Below are 15,941 nucleotides of genomic sequence, written 5' to 3'. Positions count from 1 at the left end.
CGCCGGCGGCGACAATTATCGCATGTCGGCCGCGCAAACGCGGCAAACCCGTCGCGTGACAAGGTTGCGGATTTTGCACCGCGGGCACTCCTCTTCCACCTTGTTGCGAATCCATGGCAGCAAGCCGCCGGGCATGTAAAGCAGAATCAGAATCACCACGAAGGCGAACATCAGGGTCCTGAACTCCGGCCACAAGCGGAAAAACTCCATCAGGGGCACCAGAATGAACACCGCCCCCACCGGACCCCAGATGGTCGCGATACCGCCGAACACGCTGTAGATGACCACTTGAAAGGACATCTGCACTTCCAGGGTCGAAGGCCCTGCAATGCGCATGAAGTGGGCATAAAGGCCACCGGCGATGCCGGCGAAAAAGCCGCTGAGGCAAAAGGCCAGCAATTTGTAGAGGGTGGTATTGATGCCGGCGGCCTTCACCGCCAGTTCATCCTCACGAATGGCGTGAAAAATGATTCCGATCTTGGAGTCGGTGATCTTCCACATCGCGGCGCAGGAGAGCAGCATGATGACGACCACGATGTAATAGGTGACCGTTCGGGATGTGGACAGGCGCGTCAGGCCCGATATCCCCAGCTCGCCGCCCGTCAGGCCCGGAAAGGCGAAGACGATGCCCAACAGAATGATGGGAAAGGCCAAGGTGGTCAACGCCAGGTAGGTGCCGCGCAACCGCAGGCAGGGGACGCCGACCACCAGTCCGGCGGCAACGGCCACCAAGGCACCCAAAGGAATGGTGGCCCAGTGGGGCAACCCATGCTGGTTCATGATGGCGCTGCCATAGGCCCCGACCCCGAAAAAGAGGGCATGGCCGAAGTTGATCTGGCCGGTGAAACCGGAAAGCAGGTCCCAACTGGCGGCGAAGATCGCGAAAATGCTGGTCAACACCAGAATGCGGATGAAATAGGGATCGTCGACCACCAAGGGAATCAGCAGCATCGACAAGAAGAAAAGCAACACCACGATCCGGCTGGGCAGCACGAGCACTTCGTTTCGTAACACCGTGAACACTTTTCGCAAGTAGTAGCGCAACAAATTCATGGTCATCTCTCTTCTTCGAATTGAACGCCAAAGAGGCCGGCCGGCCGGACCAGCAGTACAAACACCATAATCGAAAGCGCCACCGCACCCTTGAGGTAGGCGCCCGCGGGAATCATGAACACCACCAAGGCTTCGGCGGTGCCCAGGATGAAAGCGGCATAGAGACTGCCCTTGATGCTGCCCAACCCCCCCAGCACGACCACCGCCAGCATCATGGCCAGGGGGTGGTTCCACATGTGGGGCTCAACGATGGACAGTGGCGCCAACACGGCCCCGGTCACGCCGGCCAAACCCACGGAGATGCCCATGGCCAGCATGGCCACCTGACTTTCGTTCATCCCCATCAAGTTGGCCACCTCCCGGTCCTGGGCGGTGGCGCGAATGGCCAACCCCAGGCGGGTGTATTGCAGAAACAGGTACATGAGCCCCAGCACCACCAGCACCGACACGAATGTCAGCAGTTGCTGATAGAACACCTTGACCCCCATGATGGTGGCAAAACCCGGCACCAGGGGCGGCACGCTGCGGTAATCGCCCGTGAACAGAATCATCATCACTTCCTGCAGGGCGATGGCCAGGGCAATGGTAGCGATCAACACCGCGGCTTCATGTTCGCGGATCGGTGCGATCAGCAGCTTGAAGGTGATCAGCCCCAGCAAAGAAACCAGTATCACCGCGACAAAGATGGCAAGGATCGGATTGAAGCCCAGTTGGGTCGTCGTGTAGAAAATGCAGTAGGCGGCCACCATGTAGAACGCCGTGTGGGCGATATTGACGATGCGGGCCACGCCGAAGATGAGGGAAAAGCCGATGGCCAGCATGGCATAGGTGCTGCCTTTGATCAAGCTGGTGATCACAATGTCGAATATCATAGCGCCTCATCGCACAAACCGGCGCAGCCGCCTTGCGGCGTTTCCCGCGAGAGCGGCTGCGCGGTTCCGTTGAATGGTGAAAAGGAGGAATGAAGACTACTTTTTGTAGGCCTCGACAACCCAAGGCGGGATCTTGTAATCCACAATGCCTTTATAGGTGATCTCCGGTGCTTCCGGTGCGGCCTTCCATTTGTTGGGCCAAACGCCGGCCATCTTGCCGTCCTGCCACTGAACACCCAACCCGAGCAGGTAGCCGGGGCCCCAGGTCAGCTCATGCAAATAACGGCCCTGTTCGTCTTTCATATACTTGATCGTTCCGGTGGGGGTTTTTACCACCTGGTCGCGAATCACCTCCACCAGCTTGTCCGAATCCAGGGTGCCGGCATTCTCTATGGCGGGCACCAGGCTGTAGCGGATGGCGGAATAGGTGTCGGCGGTGTAGGTCGGGGTTTCGCCGAACCGCTCCACATATTTATTGACAAATGGCAGTGTCAGCTCGGTCTGCTCCACCCCGCGGGCATAGGTGTTCAAGGTGAAGATGTAGTTGCCCTGTCCCTGGGTCGCCTCCCAGAAGCCGTCTTTCTGGGCTTCGACATTGATCCCCACCTGCACGGCCGGGATCTTCAGCTCGCCTGCTTGACGGGCGAAGGGAATGCCGACGGAAGAGGAGAAGATGGTGAAGATGACGTGCGCGCCGGAGCGCTGGATGGCCGACAATTCGGCCGTCACATCGGTGGCAACCGGTGATGGACGCCACACCCCGGCCACTTCCATGCCGAATTTGGGAATCACGCCTTCGGAGGCGGTGACCATGGGGTCGGCCCACATGGCCTTTTCCGCCACGATGGCCACCTTTATGTTCGGAAGGTCAAGCTGGGATTTGAGAATACCGGCCACGAACTGCAGGTGCAGGAAACTGGTACGCACCAGGAAGTTGGAGTTGAAAGGCGCCGCCCGGAAGAAGTACTTATAGGTATCGTAATCCTGTGCCACGCGCAAACAAAGCTCCGGATGTGCCGCGCCGGCACCGAAGAAGATCTTCTCGTACTCCATGGCGATGTCCTGCATGGCCAGCACCGCCTCGGTGCGGAAACCGCCCACCACGAAATCCACCCGATGGCGCGTCATCAGCAGTTCCATGGCGTTGGTGGCGTCGGTCACATTGAGAAACTCATTGGAGTCGGCCTGCACCAGCTCGATTTTCATTTTTTTGCCGCCCACATTCACACCGCCGGCGGCGTTGATCTCCTCCATGGCCATGACCGCGCCGTTCCAGTGCCCCTTGCCCTGGACGAACTGCATCGGCCCGATGACCCCGATTTTGATCGTGTCCTTGCCCCAGGCAGGCACGCCGACCGCCAGCGCCAATACACAAACAAGCGATATGATGATCAAAGACCTAACCGTTTTCATAACTGCTCCTTTCCCTGATTGGTTGACACGTCACGCAATCCGCCTGGCGGATGGACACCGTCGGCCACAATTGCAATGGATCTCCGGCGCTGAAACCGGAGGGATTCGGCTGGGAAGATGGGGTGAACGTACCGGAAGAATCCGGAAGACCACCGGTCGGCCTGGACATTGGCGGTTCGGTGCCGGGCACCGACCATCGGGGACGATTCCTTCGAATACCTGCAATGTCTTGCACACGCCAGCGATGGGGCCAACAATTCGACTCCTTTGGATAAGAGACAAAGGCTTCGATATTTCCTGCGCGTAAAGAAAAACTGTTTTGGCCTGATAAAATTATGGACTGCATTCAGTAGATGATTTTTTGTACGTCAGAATCGGCCGCCTTGTCAATATCAATTGATCATACTGCCAATGGCGGATAGGGAAGAAAGCTTTTCTTTTCGAAAATGAATGATATTCATTCACAGCCACGGCCAAACCCTTCCGGGATTGACGCAGCCGCCGTCACCCCTCATAATGGTGTTCTAACGCTACATCATTCAAGGAGCCATCCATGACCCTGCTGACCATTGATCCGCAAAGGTGCCGTCACGACGGCATTTGCGCCGCCGTCTGCCCGGCCGGCATCATCGCCGCCCCGACGCAGCAGCAGTTGCCTTTCATGGTGGGTTATCCTCGATTTCGTTACCACCGGCTTGCATTGCGCAATCCAGCGGCCATCAGCTGGCAGTGAAGCGATCATCGGCCGCCGGGTGGTGCAACGACGATTAAAGTTCGCCGGTCAACGGCCGATGTATCAGGTGGGCCAACAACACCAATCGGAAATGGCGATGCACACACCACCCTCCCAGGCAACGATCCGCATCCAAGTCTTCGGCGAGACGGCCGCCAATGCCCAACGTGCGGCGGAATTGCTGGCCGCCCCTCCAGGCTTGCCGTATGTTTTGGAAATGGCGCAGGGTCTGCCCAACCATCTTGGCGACCTGCCCGAGGACGCGGCGGACGTCGTCCTGTTGGTGCTGGCATCGCCCCCCCCTCACGGTGAAAAAGCCATCGAAGTCCTGTTGTCCGACCCGCGACCCGGCACGCTGATTGTCATTTCGCCGCCCGTCGCGGCCGAGGGGTTGCTGCAACTGGCCCGTTCGGGGGTACACAACCACCTATCGGAGGAAACGCTGAATGGCCGTTCTTTGTGGCGCGCCATTGTCTTTGCCGCTGCCGCCACACTTGAAAAGGCGCGTTCGGTACCTTCGGCCGAACCCTCGGAATGGCATGGCAAAGAACGCTATCGCAACCTGCTCGATACCATTGAAGACGGGTTTTACGAGGTGGATTTAAAGGGCCGGCTCACCTTTTTCAACGATGCCGTTTCCACCATCCATGGCTACAGTCCTGCCGAACTGCACCTGCTACCCTATCAACGCTATGTCAACGAGGAGGTCGGCCGGCAACTCAAGGAGGTTTACAAAAAGGTTTTTCTAACCGGCAAGCCAGTCAAAAACGTACAATATGAAAGCGTTGCCAAGGACGGCAGCATCCGCTACCTCGACTCTTCCGTAAGCTTGATGAAAAATCATGCCGGTGAAGCCATCGGTTTTCGCGGTATTGTACGGGACATCACCGCCATGAAACAGGTGGAACTGGACCTGCAGCTCGCCAAGGAGGAGGCCGAAACGGCCACCCACTCTAAAAGCGAATTTCTCGCCAACATGAGCCATGAAATCCGCACACCCCTCAACGGCGTCATCGGCATGTACAACCTTCTGTTGTCCACCGACCTGGACGCGGAACAAGCGGACTATGTAGAAACGGGCAAGCGCAGCGCCGACAGCCTGCTGACCCTGATCAACGACATCCTGGATTTTTCCAAGATCGAAGCCGGTAAAATGGACCTGGAAATCCTCGACTTCGATCTGCGGCAGGCCATCGAGGAGGTGATCGAACTGCCGGCCATGCAAGCGCACCAGAAAGCGCTGGAGTTCGTCTATCACGTCCAACCCGACATCCCCTCCCTGCTCCGGGGCGATCCGGGCCGCTTGCGCCAAATCATCACCAACTTGACCGCCAACGCCATCAAATTCACCAAGACCGGCGAGGTGGTGTTGCGGGCGACCCTCGAGGAGGAAGGCGACACCCACGTCAAGATCCGGTTCGCCATCTCCGATACCGGCATCGGCATCGCCGTGGAGGATCAACAGCGGCTTTTTCAGTCGTTTCATCAGGTGGATGCCTCGACCACCCGCAAATATGGGGGCACCGGCTTGGGGTTGGCCATATCCAAGCAATTGGCCGAAATGATGGGAGGCGAAATCGGGGTGCAAAGCCAACTCGGCGCGGGCTCCACCTTCTGGTTCACGACCCGCTTCGAAAAGCAGCCCAATGTGCAGGAAGCCGCCGACCTGTTGCCCGAGCCGTTGCGCCGCAAGCGGATTCTGGTGGTGGATGACAACCGCACCAATCGGGATGTGCTGACGGGTTATTTGCAGGCCTGGGGATGTGTTTGCGACAGTGCCCGGGATGCGGAGATGGCCTATTCGCTCTTGCAGGCGGTGGCCCGGGTGGGCGCTCCCTTCGACCTTGTCCTGATCGACATGCGCATGCCGGAGATCAATGGCGCCGAACTGGGGCGCCGCATCAAAGCCGACAGCGCCTTGTCCCGCACGCCCATCGTCATGCTCACCTCCCAAGGCATGCGCGGCGAAGCCGCCGCAATGCGCGCCATCGGCTTTTCCGCCTACCTGACCAAACCGATCCGGCGCTCCCAGCTGTTCGATACGCTGGTGATGGTGCTAAGCGGCAAGAAGGGGCGGACGGACGGGGAAAAGCGGTTGTTGGTGACCCGTCACAGCCTGGCGGATGCCAAGCGCAAACGGGCCCGCATCCTGTTGGCAGAAGACAACACCATCAACCGCAAATTGGCCCTGCACTTGCTGGAAAAGTTCGGTTTTCAAGCCGATGCGGCGGCCAATGGCCTGGAAGCGGTGGCCGCTCTGAAAAAGGCCCCCTACGACCTGGTGCTGATGGACGTTCAAATGCCGGAAATGGACGGCCTGGAGGCCACCCGCGCCATTCGGGATGCGACGACGGGTGTGAAGAACCCCGCCGTTCCCATCATCGCCATGACGGCCCACGCCATGAAGGGGGATCGGGAAATGTGCCTCGCTGCCGGCATGGACGACTATCTGGCCAAGCCGATCCAACCTGATCAACTCTTCAACGCGATCCAGCGGCGCCTGAAATAGGGGCCACCTATCCCAGCACCCAGACCGCGCAGCCGGAAAGGCGTTCCACCACGTAGCGCGACACGCTGCCGAAATAGTAGGCCTGATCCCCGCCGCGACGCCCGATGACCACCGTATCGTAATTGTTGGCGGTGGCGTAGTCGCTGATCATGCGGCCGATTTTTCCACTGCGGCCCGGGGCCAGCATTTCCAGCTGGTGGCGCTTGAAGCCGGCGGCCGTCAACTCCCGGGTGGCCTCTTCCCAAAAACGGTCCAGCACCTGCTTTTCGTTACGCGCCATCAACTCGCCGATCTCCTTTACGCCCGGAATGGCAAAGGTTTCATCGGTCTCGACGGCGCCGTTCTGCATCACGTGGAAAAAGGTCAGCTTCAGCTCCGGCAAGCCCGCGCACATCACCGCCAAATGGTCGAGAATATGGCGCCACGGGGCGGTGATGTCGACGGCCACCAGAAACTTGGCGGGACGGATATCGCCGTCCACCACCCACAACGGAATGCCGCCGCTGTATTCCGCCAATTTTGAACTGACGCTGCCCATGAAAATCTTCTGCACCCGGGCCAAGCCCCGTCGACCGGCGACGATGGCATCGTACAAGTGGGTGTGGGCGTATTCCAAAATGTCCTTGGCCAGCCCCATGGAACGGGCCTTGCCCACCGTCTCGATCACCGCCGGCGCGACGCCGCGATCCACCAGGATCTGCTTGCTCTTTTGCAGAATCTCTTCCGACTGGCGCCGGTTGTGCTCCTGGACCCGCTTGAGGGTCTCTTGAATTTGCGGATCGCTTTTGGCCTCGTCGATGAAATATTGCGAAACCACCGGTTGAATGTGAATCAGCGTACAACTGATGTCTTCCCGGCCTGCCAACAAATCCGCTGCATACATCAGCCCTTGATTGGCATGCAGGGAACCGTCCACGGCAATCAGCAATCGTCTGTTCATAAAGCCCCTTCCTTTGTCTGAATTGTTCCGTCGCCCAACCTGACGAAGACCGGTCCCGACCCTTCATCCAATACATTCAGCAGAAAGCATGCCATGCCGCATCAGATGAATATCGGTCGCGCATCCCTTTGTTCGTCATCGATTCCGTGGCGGCGGCCCTTTGTCCCGCATCCCGCGGATCCGGGGCGGCAAACCCAAAACGTGTAGGGTTTGTTTACATACTGTAAAGCACCGGACTCATTTCCGACCGGACCGGGCGCCGGCCAGGCCGATGGTCTTCAGGGCCGTTTCGATCTCTTCCAAAATCATGGGGTCATCGATGGTGGGCGGCACGTTGTACGCCTGATTGTCTGCAATTTTCTGGATGGTGCCGCGCAGGATTTTGCCCGAGCGGGTTTTGGGCAGCCGTTTGACCACCGTGGCCACCTTGAAGGCCGCCACCGGACCGATCCGCTCCCGCACCATCTGAATCACCTCCGCCACGATCTGCTCCTCGGATTGGCGCACACCGGCCTTGAGCACCAAAAACCCAACCGGCACTTGCCCTTTGAGGGGGTCGTCGACCCCCAGTACCGCACATTCGGCCACGGAGGGATGATCGGACAGCACCTCCTCCATGGCGCCCGTGGAGAGCCGATGACCGGCAACGTTGATGATGTCGTCGGTACGGGACATGACGAACACATAGCCTTCGTCGTCGATAAAACCGGCATCGGCGGTTTTATAGTACCCGGGAAACTCCTCCAGGTAAGCATCTATGTAGCGCTGGTCGTTGTTCCACAAGGTCGGCAAGCTGCCGGGCGGCAACGGCAACTGAACCACCAAGGCACCGATCTCACCCGCCGGCACAGGGGTTTTTGCGATGGGATCCAGCACCTGTAAATGCCATCCGGGCACCGCTTTCGTGGGCGACCCTTCTTTGACCGGATAGTGGTGCAGCCCAAGGCAATTGGCGCAAATGGCCCAGCCGGTTTCGGTTTGCCACCAGTGATCGATCACCGGCACTTGCAACTTTTGGCGCGCCCACTTGAGAGTGTCGGGATCCAGGCGCTCACCGGCCAAAAACAGCGCCCGGAAATGGGAGAGATCGTATTGGCGGATCAATACGCCTTCCGGGTCCTCCCGTTTGATGGCCCGGAAGGCGGTCGGTGCGGTGAACATGGTGCACACTTTGTGCTGGGCGATGACCCGCCAGAAAACACCGGCATCGGGCGTCCCCACCGGCTTGCCTTCGAACAGGATCGTCGTGCAGCCCTTGAGCAGGGGGCCATAAACGATATAGGAGTGGCCCACCACCCACCCCACGTCCGAAGCGGCCCAGAACACTTCCCCGGCATCCAGATTGTAAACGGCTTTCATGGACCAATGGAGCGCCACGGCATGGCCGCCGTTGTCCCGTACGACCCCCTTGGGTTGCCCCGTGGTTCCTGAAGTGTACAGAATGTAGAGCGGATCGGTGGCCGCCACCGGTACGCAGTCGACCGGCCGGGCCCGGGCCATGACTTCGTTCCAATCGAAATCACGTCCGGCGCTCAGGTCGCACGGCTGCATTGAACGCTGCAGGACGATACAGCACTCCGGTTTCGCTGCGGCCATTTCGATGGCACCGTCCAACAGCGGCTTATAAGGAATCACCCGCTGCACTTCGATGCCGCAGGAGGCCGACACGATCACCTTGGGTTTGGCATCATCGATGCGCGTGGCCAACTCCTTGGCGGCGAAACCGCCGAAGACCACCGAGTGCACCGCTCCGATCCGGGCACATGCCAGCATGGCGATCGCCGCCTCGGGAATCATGGGCATATAAACAATGACCCGATCGCCCTTGACCACACCCCGGGATTGCAGAACGCCGGCAAAAAGCGCCACCTCGTCGCGCAACTGACGATATGTGTAGGTTTTGACCGTATCGGTCACCGGACTGTCGTAAATCAAGGCCGGTTGATCCCCGCGACCCGCCGCCACATGACGATCCAGCGCATTGTAGCATGTGTTCAAGCGCCCTCCCGCGAACCAGCGGTAAAAAGGCGGGCGGCTGTCGTCCAGCACCGTATCCCATGGGCGAACCCACTCGATCTCTTGAGCGGCTTCCGCCCAGAATCCGGCCGGATCCTTGATCGACTGAATAAAGGCGGCTTCGTGCGGGTTGGTCATGTGGACCTCCTTTCAAACGGTTGTCGGGCAGGTGCAATTGGTATGCAAGGATCGCGGCGCGCCCGCCATTGCAACCCGGTCGGTCCTGTGTCGATCCAAATCGGCGGCGCCTCGGCCAAGGTTCCGGAAAACGGCCGGTCGGCCCGTGCAAAGCGAAACAGAGGATAGGTCGGTCCGTGCGAGCGACAGCGAAGAGAACAGGATTTATTATCTGATGAACACTTCAGATCATAATCCCTGGTTTCCCCATCTGTCAAGAATGGGTTGCTGGCTGGGCCGAGCTACCGAAACGGTCCGGATCAGCGCACCAGGCACTCACCCACGAAGGGGGCGACGACACGCTGCAGTTCGGCCATTTCCGACGGGCTGAAACCGGGATCGGCGCCGTCGAAGAAGCCGGGGTGCAACAGATCGACGGTGCGAAAGGTTTGGAGGGTGTAGCGGCGCGCGCCTTTGACGGCGCCGGCAATAGCGGCCACCGTGGGGGTATCCACGAAGGGGCGCACACATGTGGTGCGAAACTCATAGGGGATGGTGCCGCGCATCAACAGGCGCATACTCTCGACCACCGCCGCGCCGGCGCCCGGCGCCGCCCAAGGTGACGCATAATGATCCGGCGCGGTCTTGATATCCATGGCCACATAATCGACCAGTCGGTCTTGCAGCAACTTTTCCACTACGGCCGGACGACTGCCGTTGGTGTCCAGCTTGACGGCCTGACCGATCCGACGAATGGCCCGACACAGCTCAGGCAAAGCTGGGTGCAAAGTGGGTTCACCGCCGGATATGACCACACCGTCGATCAAATGCCGGCGGGGTTGCAGAAAATCGATCAGTTCACGGAGCGTAATCCGTTGGGGCCATGCGCCCCGCGCCAATTCCGGATTGTGGCAATAGGGGCAGGCAAAATTGCAGCCGGTGAAAAAGACCACGCAACCGACCCGACCCGGAAAATCGATCAGCGTATTTTTCTGCAATCCCGCCAGCAGCGGCTGCCCATCCCGCACTTGAACACACATGGGATCCCGGCACCTTTCCTTGCCGCTGCTCAGCGGCCGGCCGAATCGGCCCGGGCCGCCATGGGCACCGGCGTGGCGGTTGCGTCGACCGCACCGGCCGTCGTGCGCCGTCCCTGCTTTTGGCTGCGTGCCGCCGGAACGGCCGACCAGTCCGGATCGATGGAGCCCACACGAAAGGTTTTGCGCAGGGCGTACTCGGCCTGTTTTCCGTCGTTCCACTGTTTGACGGGTCGCAGATAGCCGACCACCCGGGAATACACCTCGGTCTCCTGGTTGCAGTGGGCGCAACGCGGCTGCTCACCGCGCAGGTAGCCGTGGGACGGGCAGATACTGAAGGTCGGGGTGAGGGTGAAGTAAGGCAGCCGGTAGTTGCCTGCGATTTTGCGCACCAGGGCCTTGACGGCCTCGATGTCGCTCAACTGTTCACCCAGAAACACATGCAGCACCGTTCCCCCGGTGTATTTGGCCTGCAGGCGGTCTTGCAGTTGCAACGTCTGGAAAAGATCGTCCGTATAGTTCACCGGCAGCTGGGTGGAGTTGGTGTAGTAAGGCGCCGCCCCTTTTTGGAACTCCGCCTCATTGGAACAGATGAGCTCCGGATGGTTGCGTTTGTCCAGCATGGCCAAGCGGTAGGAAGTCCCTTCGGCCGGCGTGGCCTCCAGATTGAAAATGTCGCCGGTGGCGTCCTGATGACGCGAAAGCATGTCGCGCAGGGCGTCCATCACTTTAAGGGCGAAGGCTTGCCCCTCCATGGTGCCGATGTCCTTGCCGATGAAATTGAGACACGCTTCGTTCATGCCGATGATGCCGATGGTGGAAAAGTGGTTTTTCCAGTACAGGTCGCTGCCCTGTTTGATCTCCCGCAGGTAGAAACGGGAGTAGGGATAGAGGTTGCGCTCGGTGAACTTCTCCAAGACCTTGCGTTTGATCACCAGACTCTCCACCGCCAGCTGAACACGGTTCTCCAGGATCCGGAAGAAATCCTTCTCGCCCTCGGCCTCGAAACCGATGCGCGGCAGGTTGAGGGTCACCACGCCGATGGAGCCGGTCAGGGGATTGGCACCGAACAGCCCGCCGCCGCGTTTGAGCAGTTCCCGATTGTCCAGACGCAAGCGGCAGCACATGGAGCGAGCGTCCTCGGGGGACATGTCGGAGTTGACGAAATTGGAGAAGTAGGGAATGCCGTACTTGGCGGTCATCTGCCAAACCAGGTCGAGGTTGGGGTTGTCCCAGTCGAAATCGGGGGTGATGTTATAGGTGGGGATGGGAAAGGTGAACACCCGCCCCTTGGCGTCCCCGGCCATCATCACCTCGGCGAAGGCCCTGTTGAGCAGATCCATCTCCGGTTGGAATTCGGCATAAGTGGCCTCCTGCTCGACGCCGCCCACGATCACCGGGTGGTCTTTGAGAATGGACGGCACGCACAAATCCATGGTGATATTGGTGAACGGCGTCTGAAAACCGACCCGCGTGGGGATGTTGATGTTGAAGATGAACTCCTGCATGGCCTGCTTGATTTTGTCATAGGTCAAGTTGTCATAGCGCACGAAGGGAGCCAGCAGGGTGTCGAAATTGGACAGCGCCTGGGCGCCGGCCGCCTCCCCCTGCAGGGTGTAGAAAAAATTGACGATCTGCCCGAGGGCCGAACGCAGGTGTTTCGGCGGTGCGCTCTCCACCTTGCCCTCGACCCCCTTGAAGCCGTTCTTGAGCAAATCCCGCAGGTCCCATCCCACGCAATAGACCGACAGCAGGCTCAGGTCATGGATATGCAGATCCCCCGCCTTGTGGGCCCGGCGGATGGCCGGTGGGTAGATCTTGTTGAGCCAATATTCGGACGTCACATCCGAAGAGATGTAGTTGTTGAGCCCCTGCAAAGAGTAACACATGTTGCTGTTCTCTTTGATCTTCCAATCGAGGCGCTGGATGTAGTGGTCCACCAGATCCACGTTGGCCTTGGTGGCGATGCTGCGGATCTGGGCATGCTGCTCGCGGTAGAGGATGTAGGCCTTGGCGGTGGCATGATAGGGGGAGTCGATCAGTACATGTTCCACGATATCCTGGATCTCCTCCACCTCGGGCATGGGCCCCAGGCGCATTTCATGGGCCAGGGTCAGCACCCGCAGGGTGAGCTTGCGCGCCTCGCGTTCGCCGAACTCCCGGGTGGCCTGGCCGGCCTTGACCAGAGCGGTGGTGATTTTGGTGGAATCGAACTCAACAATACGGCCATCGCGCTTTTTGATTTCCTCGAACACCATGCACTCCTTTGCGGGGTAAGGGGTCAACCGTGGAATGGAACAACTGCAGCTTCGGACCGCTGTGCCAAAGGCCTGTGAACGGCGGGGTGCGACAAAGCGGCAATGGCTTCGGACCGGGTTCGGGCCCCGGTCCGAAGCCATTTCGGGGCGGCGATCATTGACCTGTTTGTTACATCAGCGGCCGCGGAACTGTCAATGAAAAATTGCAAGATGTTGATCAAAACAGGTCTTGACATACCATATATTGTGGGCGATAGAGTGAGCATTGCGTCGTTAATTGTTCATCGATTGCCGGGCCGGGGCCCTTGCGAGCCCCCACGGTGCGGTGTTTGTTCTATTCTTTCGATGGCCGACAAGGAGCGTTGCCGGTGGAACAGAAAGCCAAAATCATAGAGACCAAGGAAGGAGCGGTCGATCTGGCCGTTTACCAATTGGATGACCAGCGCTTTGCCGCGTTGCTGATGCAACAACACCCCATGACACCGGAGCAGGCCCTGGTGATCAGCCGCCTGGTGCGCGAGGCCGTTGATGCACTGAAAGTGAACTGCATCACGCCCGCCGTCCTGGACACCGTGCTCAAGGCCGTCCTGGAAGAGCGCGGCGTGACCCGGCCGATCCGGCTGGCCCTGGACAAATCCCTGTTCGTGCCCAACGGGTTGGACCTGACACCCAACGCCCGCACGGTGCTGGAACGGCGCTACCTGCGCAAAGACACCGAAGGCCGTTTGCTGGAAAGACCGTTGCAGATGTTTGAGCGGGTGGCCCGCCACATCGCCGACGCCGAGCGCAACTACGACCCCCGGGCCAATGTGCAGGCCACGGCCGAAACCTTCCTCAAGCTGATGACCGACCTGGTGTTTCTGCCCAACTCACCCACCCTGATGAATGCCGGCCGGCGCCTGGGGCAATTGGCAGCCTGTTTCGTGCTGCCCGTGGAAGACAGCATGGACGCCATTTTCGAAACCTTGAAAAACGCCGCCATCATCCACAAATCGGGCGGGGGCACCGGTTTCTCGTTCTCGCGCCTGCGGCCCAAAAACGCCATGGTGGGCACCACCGGCGGCGTCGCTTCGGGACCGGTGTCGTTCATGAAAATCTTCAACACCGCCACCGAACAGGTCAAGCAGGGCGGCACCCGTCGCGGCGCCAACATGGCCGTTTTGCGGGTCGATCACCCCGATATTCTCGAGTTCATCTTCTGCAAACAGAACAACGGCGACCTGAACAACTTCAACATCTCGGTGGGGGTGACCGACGCCTTCATGGCGGCCGCCGCCCGGGGGGAGATGTACGATCTGATCGACCCGGCCACCGGTACAAGAACCGCCACGCTCAACGCGACCGAAGTTTACAACGCCCTGGTGCGCCAGGCCTGGAAAAACGGCGATCCGGGCATCCTGTTCCTCGACCGCATCAATCGGGACAACCCCACACCCGCCCTGGGCGAAGTGGAAAGCACCAATCCTTGCGGCGAACAGCCGCTGCTGCCCATGGAGGCGTGCAACCTGGGATCCATCAACCTGGCGCGCTGCGTGACCGTCACTGCGGAGAAGGCGACCGTCGACTACGACAAGCTGGGGCGCATCGTCCACGACGCGGTCCACTTTCTCGACAACACCATCGACATGTCCCGTTATCCCCTGGCTGAAATCGACGCCATGGTCAAGGGCAACCGCAAGGTGGGGCTGGGGGTGATGGGGTTCGCCGACCTGCTGTTCAAGCTGGGTATCCCCTACAACTCCGAAGCGGCGCTGGAAACGGCGGCAGCGGTGATGAGCTTCATCCAGACCGAAGCGGTGGCCGCTTCCCGCGCGTTGGCGTCCCAACGCGGTCCGTTCGCCAACCACCACCGCAGCATATATGCCGATATGGAGCAACCGGCCCAGCGCAACGCCACGCTGACCACCATCGCGCCCACCGGCACCCTGAGCATCATCGCCAACTGCTCCAGCGGCATCGAGCCCCTTTTCGCGCTGAGCTTTGTGCGCAACGTAATGGATGATGACCGGCTGCTGGAAGTAAACCCGGTGTTCGAGGCGGTTGCCCGGCAGCGGGGCTTCTACTCCCGGGAACTGATGGAAACCATTGCCCGCCGGGGGTCCATCCAGCATGTGGAAGGCATCCCCGACGATGTCAAGCAGGTGTTCGTCACGGCCCACGACATATCGCCCGAATGGCATGTGCGCATGCAGGCCGCCTTCCAGAAATTCACCGACAACGCCGTATCCAAGACCGTCAACCTGCCCCGGGAGGCAACAGTGGAGGAGGTGCGCAGCATCTACGACCTGGCCTATCAGCTCGGCTGCAAAGGGGTCACCATCTATCGCGACGGCAGCAAGGAACACCAGGTGCTCTCCACCGGCGCCACCGCCGACCGTCCGGCGCCCGCCCACTTGACTCCCGTACGCCAGCGGCCTGAAACCCTCGAGGGTTTCACCACCAAGATCCGCACCGGCTACGGCCACCTCTACGTCACCGTCACCGAGCTGGACGAGCGCCCCTTCGAGGTGTTCGCCACCATCGGCAAATCGGGCCGCTCCACCACCGCCAAGACCGAAGCCATCGGCCGCCTGGTCTCCCTGGCCCTGCGCTCGGGGGTGGAAGTCCACCAGATCGTGGAGCAGCTCAAGGGCATCGGCGGTGAGTACCCCATCTTTCAGGAGGACGGCCTGGTGCTCTCCATCCCCGACGCCATCGCACGGGTCCTGGAACGACGCTACCTCAAGGGCGACCGGGCCGCCGCCCGCAACCCGGGCAAAAGCCTGCTGGGCGACACCTGCCCCGAATGCGGCCAGACCGCCACATATCAGGAGGGATGCCAGACCTGCCATTTTTGTGGTTTCACTAAGTGTGGGTGATGGAGGATAGATAAGGAGTTTAAAGTTTTAAGTTTAAAGTTTTAAGTGAAGGAATTCTGTCGGTTAGATGGGGTTGGGTCTGTTGCCTAGTCGCATTGTTGTTCAGGTGGCCCGGTCGGGTGGAACGGGTTTGTA

At 59.9% G+C, this 15,941-nt stretch carries 10 protein-coding genes; 3 read left to right on the top strand and 7 right to left on the bottom strand.

Going from position 1 to position 15,941, the window contains the following annotated elements; genetic code table 11:
• Nucleotides 1-15: 15 nt before the first annotated feature.
• The 3 genes from MRX98_RS07505 to MRX98_RS07495 all read right to left on the bottom strand — a co-directional run bounded on the left by MRX98_RS07505 (nucleotide 16) and on the right by MRX98_RS07495 (nucleotide 3,338).
• Nucleotides 16-1,059 (bottom strand): branched-chain amino acid ABC transporter permease, encoded by a 1,044-nt coding sequence (locus MRX98_RS07505; protein WP_246904724.1) that lies wholly within the window; start codon nucleotides 1,057-1,059, stop codon nucleotides 16-18.
• Nucleotides 1,056-1,925: a branched-chain amino acid ABC transporter permease gene (locus MRX98_RS07500; RefSeq protein ID WP_246904722.1), complete on the bottom strand. Its 870-nt coding sequence runs from the start codon at nucleotides 1,923-1,925 to the stop codon at nucleotides 1,056-1,058. The genes MRX98_RS07505 and MRX98_RS07500 overlap by 4 nt, the downstream gene beginning before the upstream one ends.
• 96 nt (nucleotides 1,926-2,021) lie before the next feature.
• Complete coding sequence (locus tag MRX98_RS07495) at nucleotides 2,022-3,338, bottom strand: ABC transporter substrate-binding protein (protein WP_246904720.1); 1,317 nt, start codon at nucleotides 3,336-3,338, stop codon at nucleotides 2,022-2,024.
• A gap of 553 nt (nucleotides 3,339-3,891) precedes the next feature.
• On the opposite strand from MRX98_RS07495, the gene MRX98_RS07490 reads away from it, so the two are divergent.
• Both MRX98_RS07490 and MRX98_RS07485 read left to right on the top strand, forming a co-directional pair.
• The gene (locus tag MRX98_RS07490; RefSeq protein WP_246904718.1) at nucleotides 3,892-4,071 is read left to right on the top strand and encodes a 4Fe-4S binding protein; all 180 of its coding nucleotides are present in this window, start codon (nucleotides 3,892-3,894) and stop codon (nucleotides 4,069-4,071) included.
• 97 nt (nucleotides 4,072-4,168) lie between these two features.
• Nucleotides 4,169-6,580, top strand: coding sequence for a hybrid sensor histidine kinase/response regulator (locus tag MRX98_RS07485; RefSeq protein WP_246904716.1), 2,412 nt, complete (start codon nucleotides 4,169-4,171; stop codon nucleotides 6,578-6,580).
• Between the two features lie 7 nt (nucleotides 6,581-6,587).
• Here the strand turns inward: MRX98_RS07485 and MRX98_RS07480 are convergent, their stop codons facing one another.
• From MRX98_RS07480 to MRX98_RS07465, 4 genes are all read right to left on the bottom strand, one after another.
• On the bottom strand, nucleotides 6,588-7,520 hold the full coding sequence (locus tag MRX98_RS07480; protein WP_246904713.1) for a universal stress protein: 933 nt from the start codon (nucleotides 7,518-7,520) through the stop codon (nucleotides 6,588-6,590).
• Nucleotides 7,521-7,757: 237 nt separating this feature from the next.
• Nucleotides 7,758-9,674 (bottom strand): propionyl-CoA synthetase, encoded by a 1,917-nt coding sequence (locus MRX98_RS07475; RefSeq protein WP_246904710.1) that lies wholly within the window; start codon nucleotides 9,672-9,674, stop codon nucleotides 7,758-7,760.
• A 299-nt stretch (nucleotides 9,675-9,973) separates the two neighbouring features.
• The gene (locus tag MRX98_RS07470) at nucleotides 9,974-10,693 is read right to left on the bottom strand and encodes an anaerobic ribonucleoside-triphosphate reductase activating protein (RefSeq protein ID WP_246904707.1); all 720 of its coding nucleotides are present in this window, start codon (nucleotides 10,691-10,693) and stop codon (nucleotides 9,974-9,976) included.
• 29 nt (nucleotides 10,694-10,722) lie between these two features.
• On the bottom strand, nucleotides 10,723-12,945 hold the full coding sequence (locus MRX98_RS07465; protein WP_246904988.1) for a ribonucleoside triphosphate reductase: 2,223 nt from the start codon (nucleotides 12,943-12,945) through the stop codon (nucleotides 10,723-10,725).
• Nucleotides 12,946-13,316: 371 nt separating this feature from the next.
• On the opposite strand from MRX98_RS07465, the gene MRX98_RS07460 reads away from it, so the two are divergent.
• Entirely contained in the window at nucleotides 13,317-15,806 is a 2,490-nt protein-coding gene (locus MRX98_RS07460; RefSeq protein ID WP_246904682.1) for a vitamin B12-dependent ribonucleotide reductase, read from the top strand.
• Nucleotides 15,807-15,941 lie beyond the last annotated feature (135 nt).

Origin of the sequence: Desulfatitalea alkaliphila (assembly GCF_022968795.1) — a bacterium.
Taxonomy (GTDB): domain Bacteria; phylum Desulfobacterota; class Desulfobacteria; order Desulfobacterales; family Desulfosarcinaceae; genus Desulfatitalea; species Desulfatitalea alkaliphila.
The sequence above is the reverse complement of the archived record's forward strand: the minus strand, read 5'-3'. Positions and strand labels throughout refer to the sequence as shown.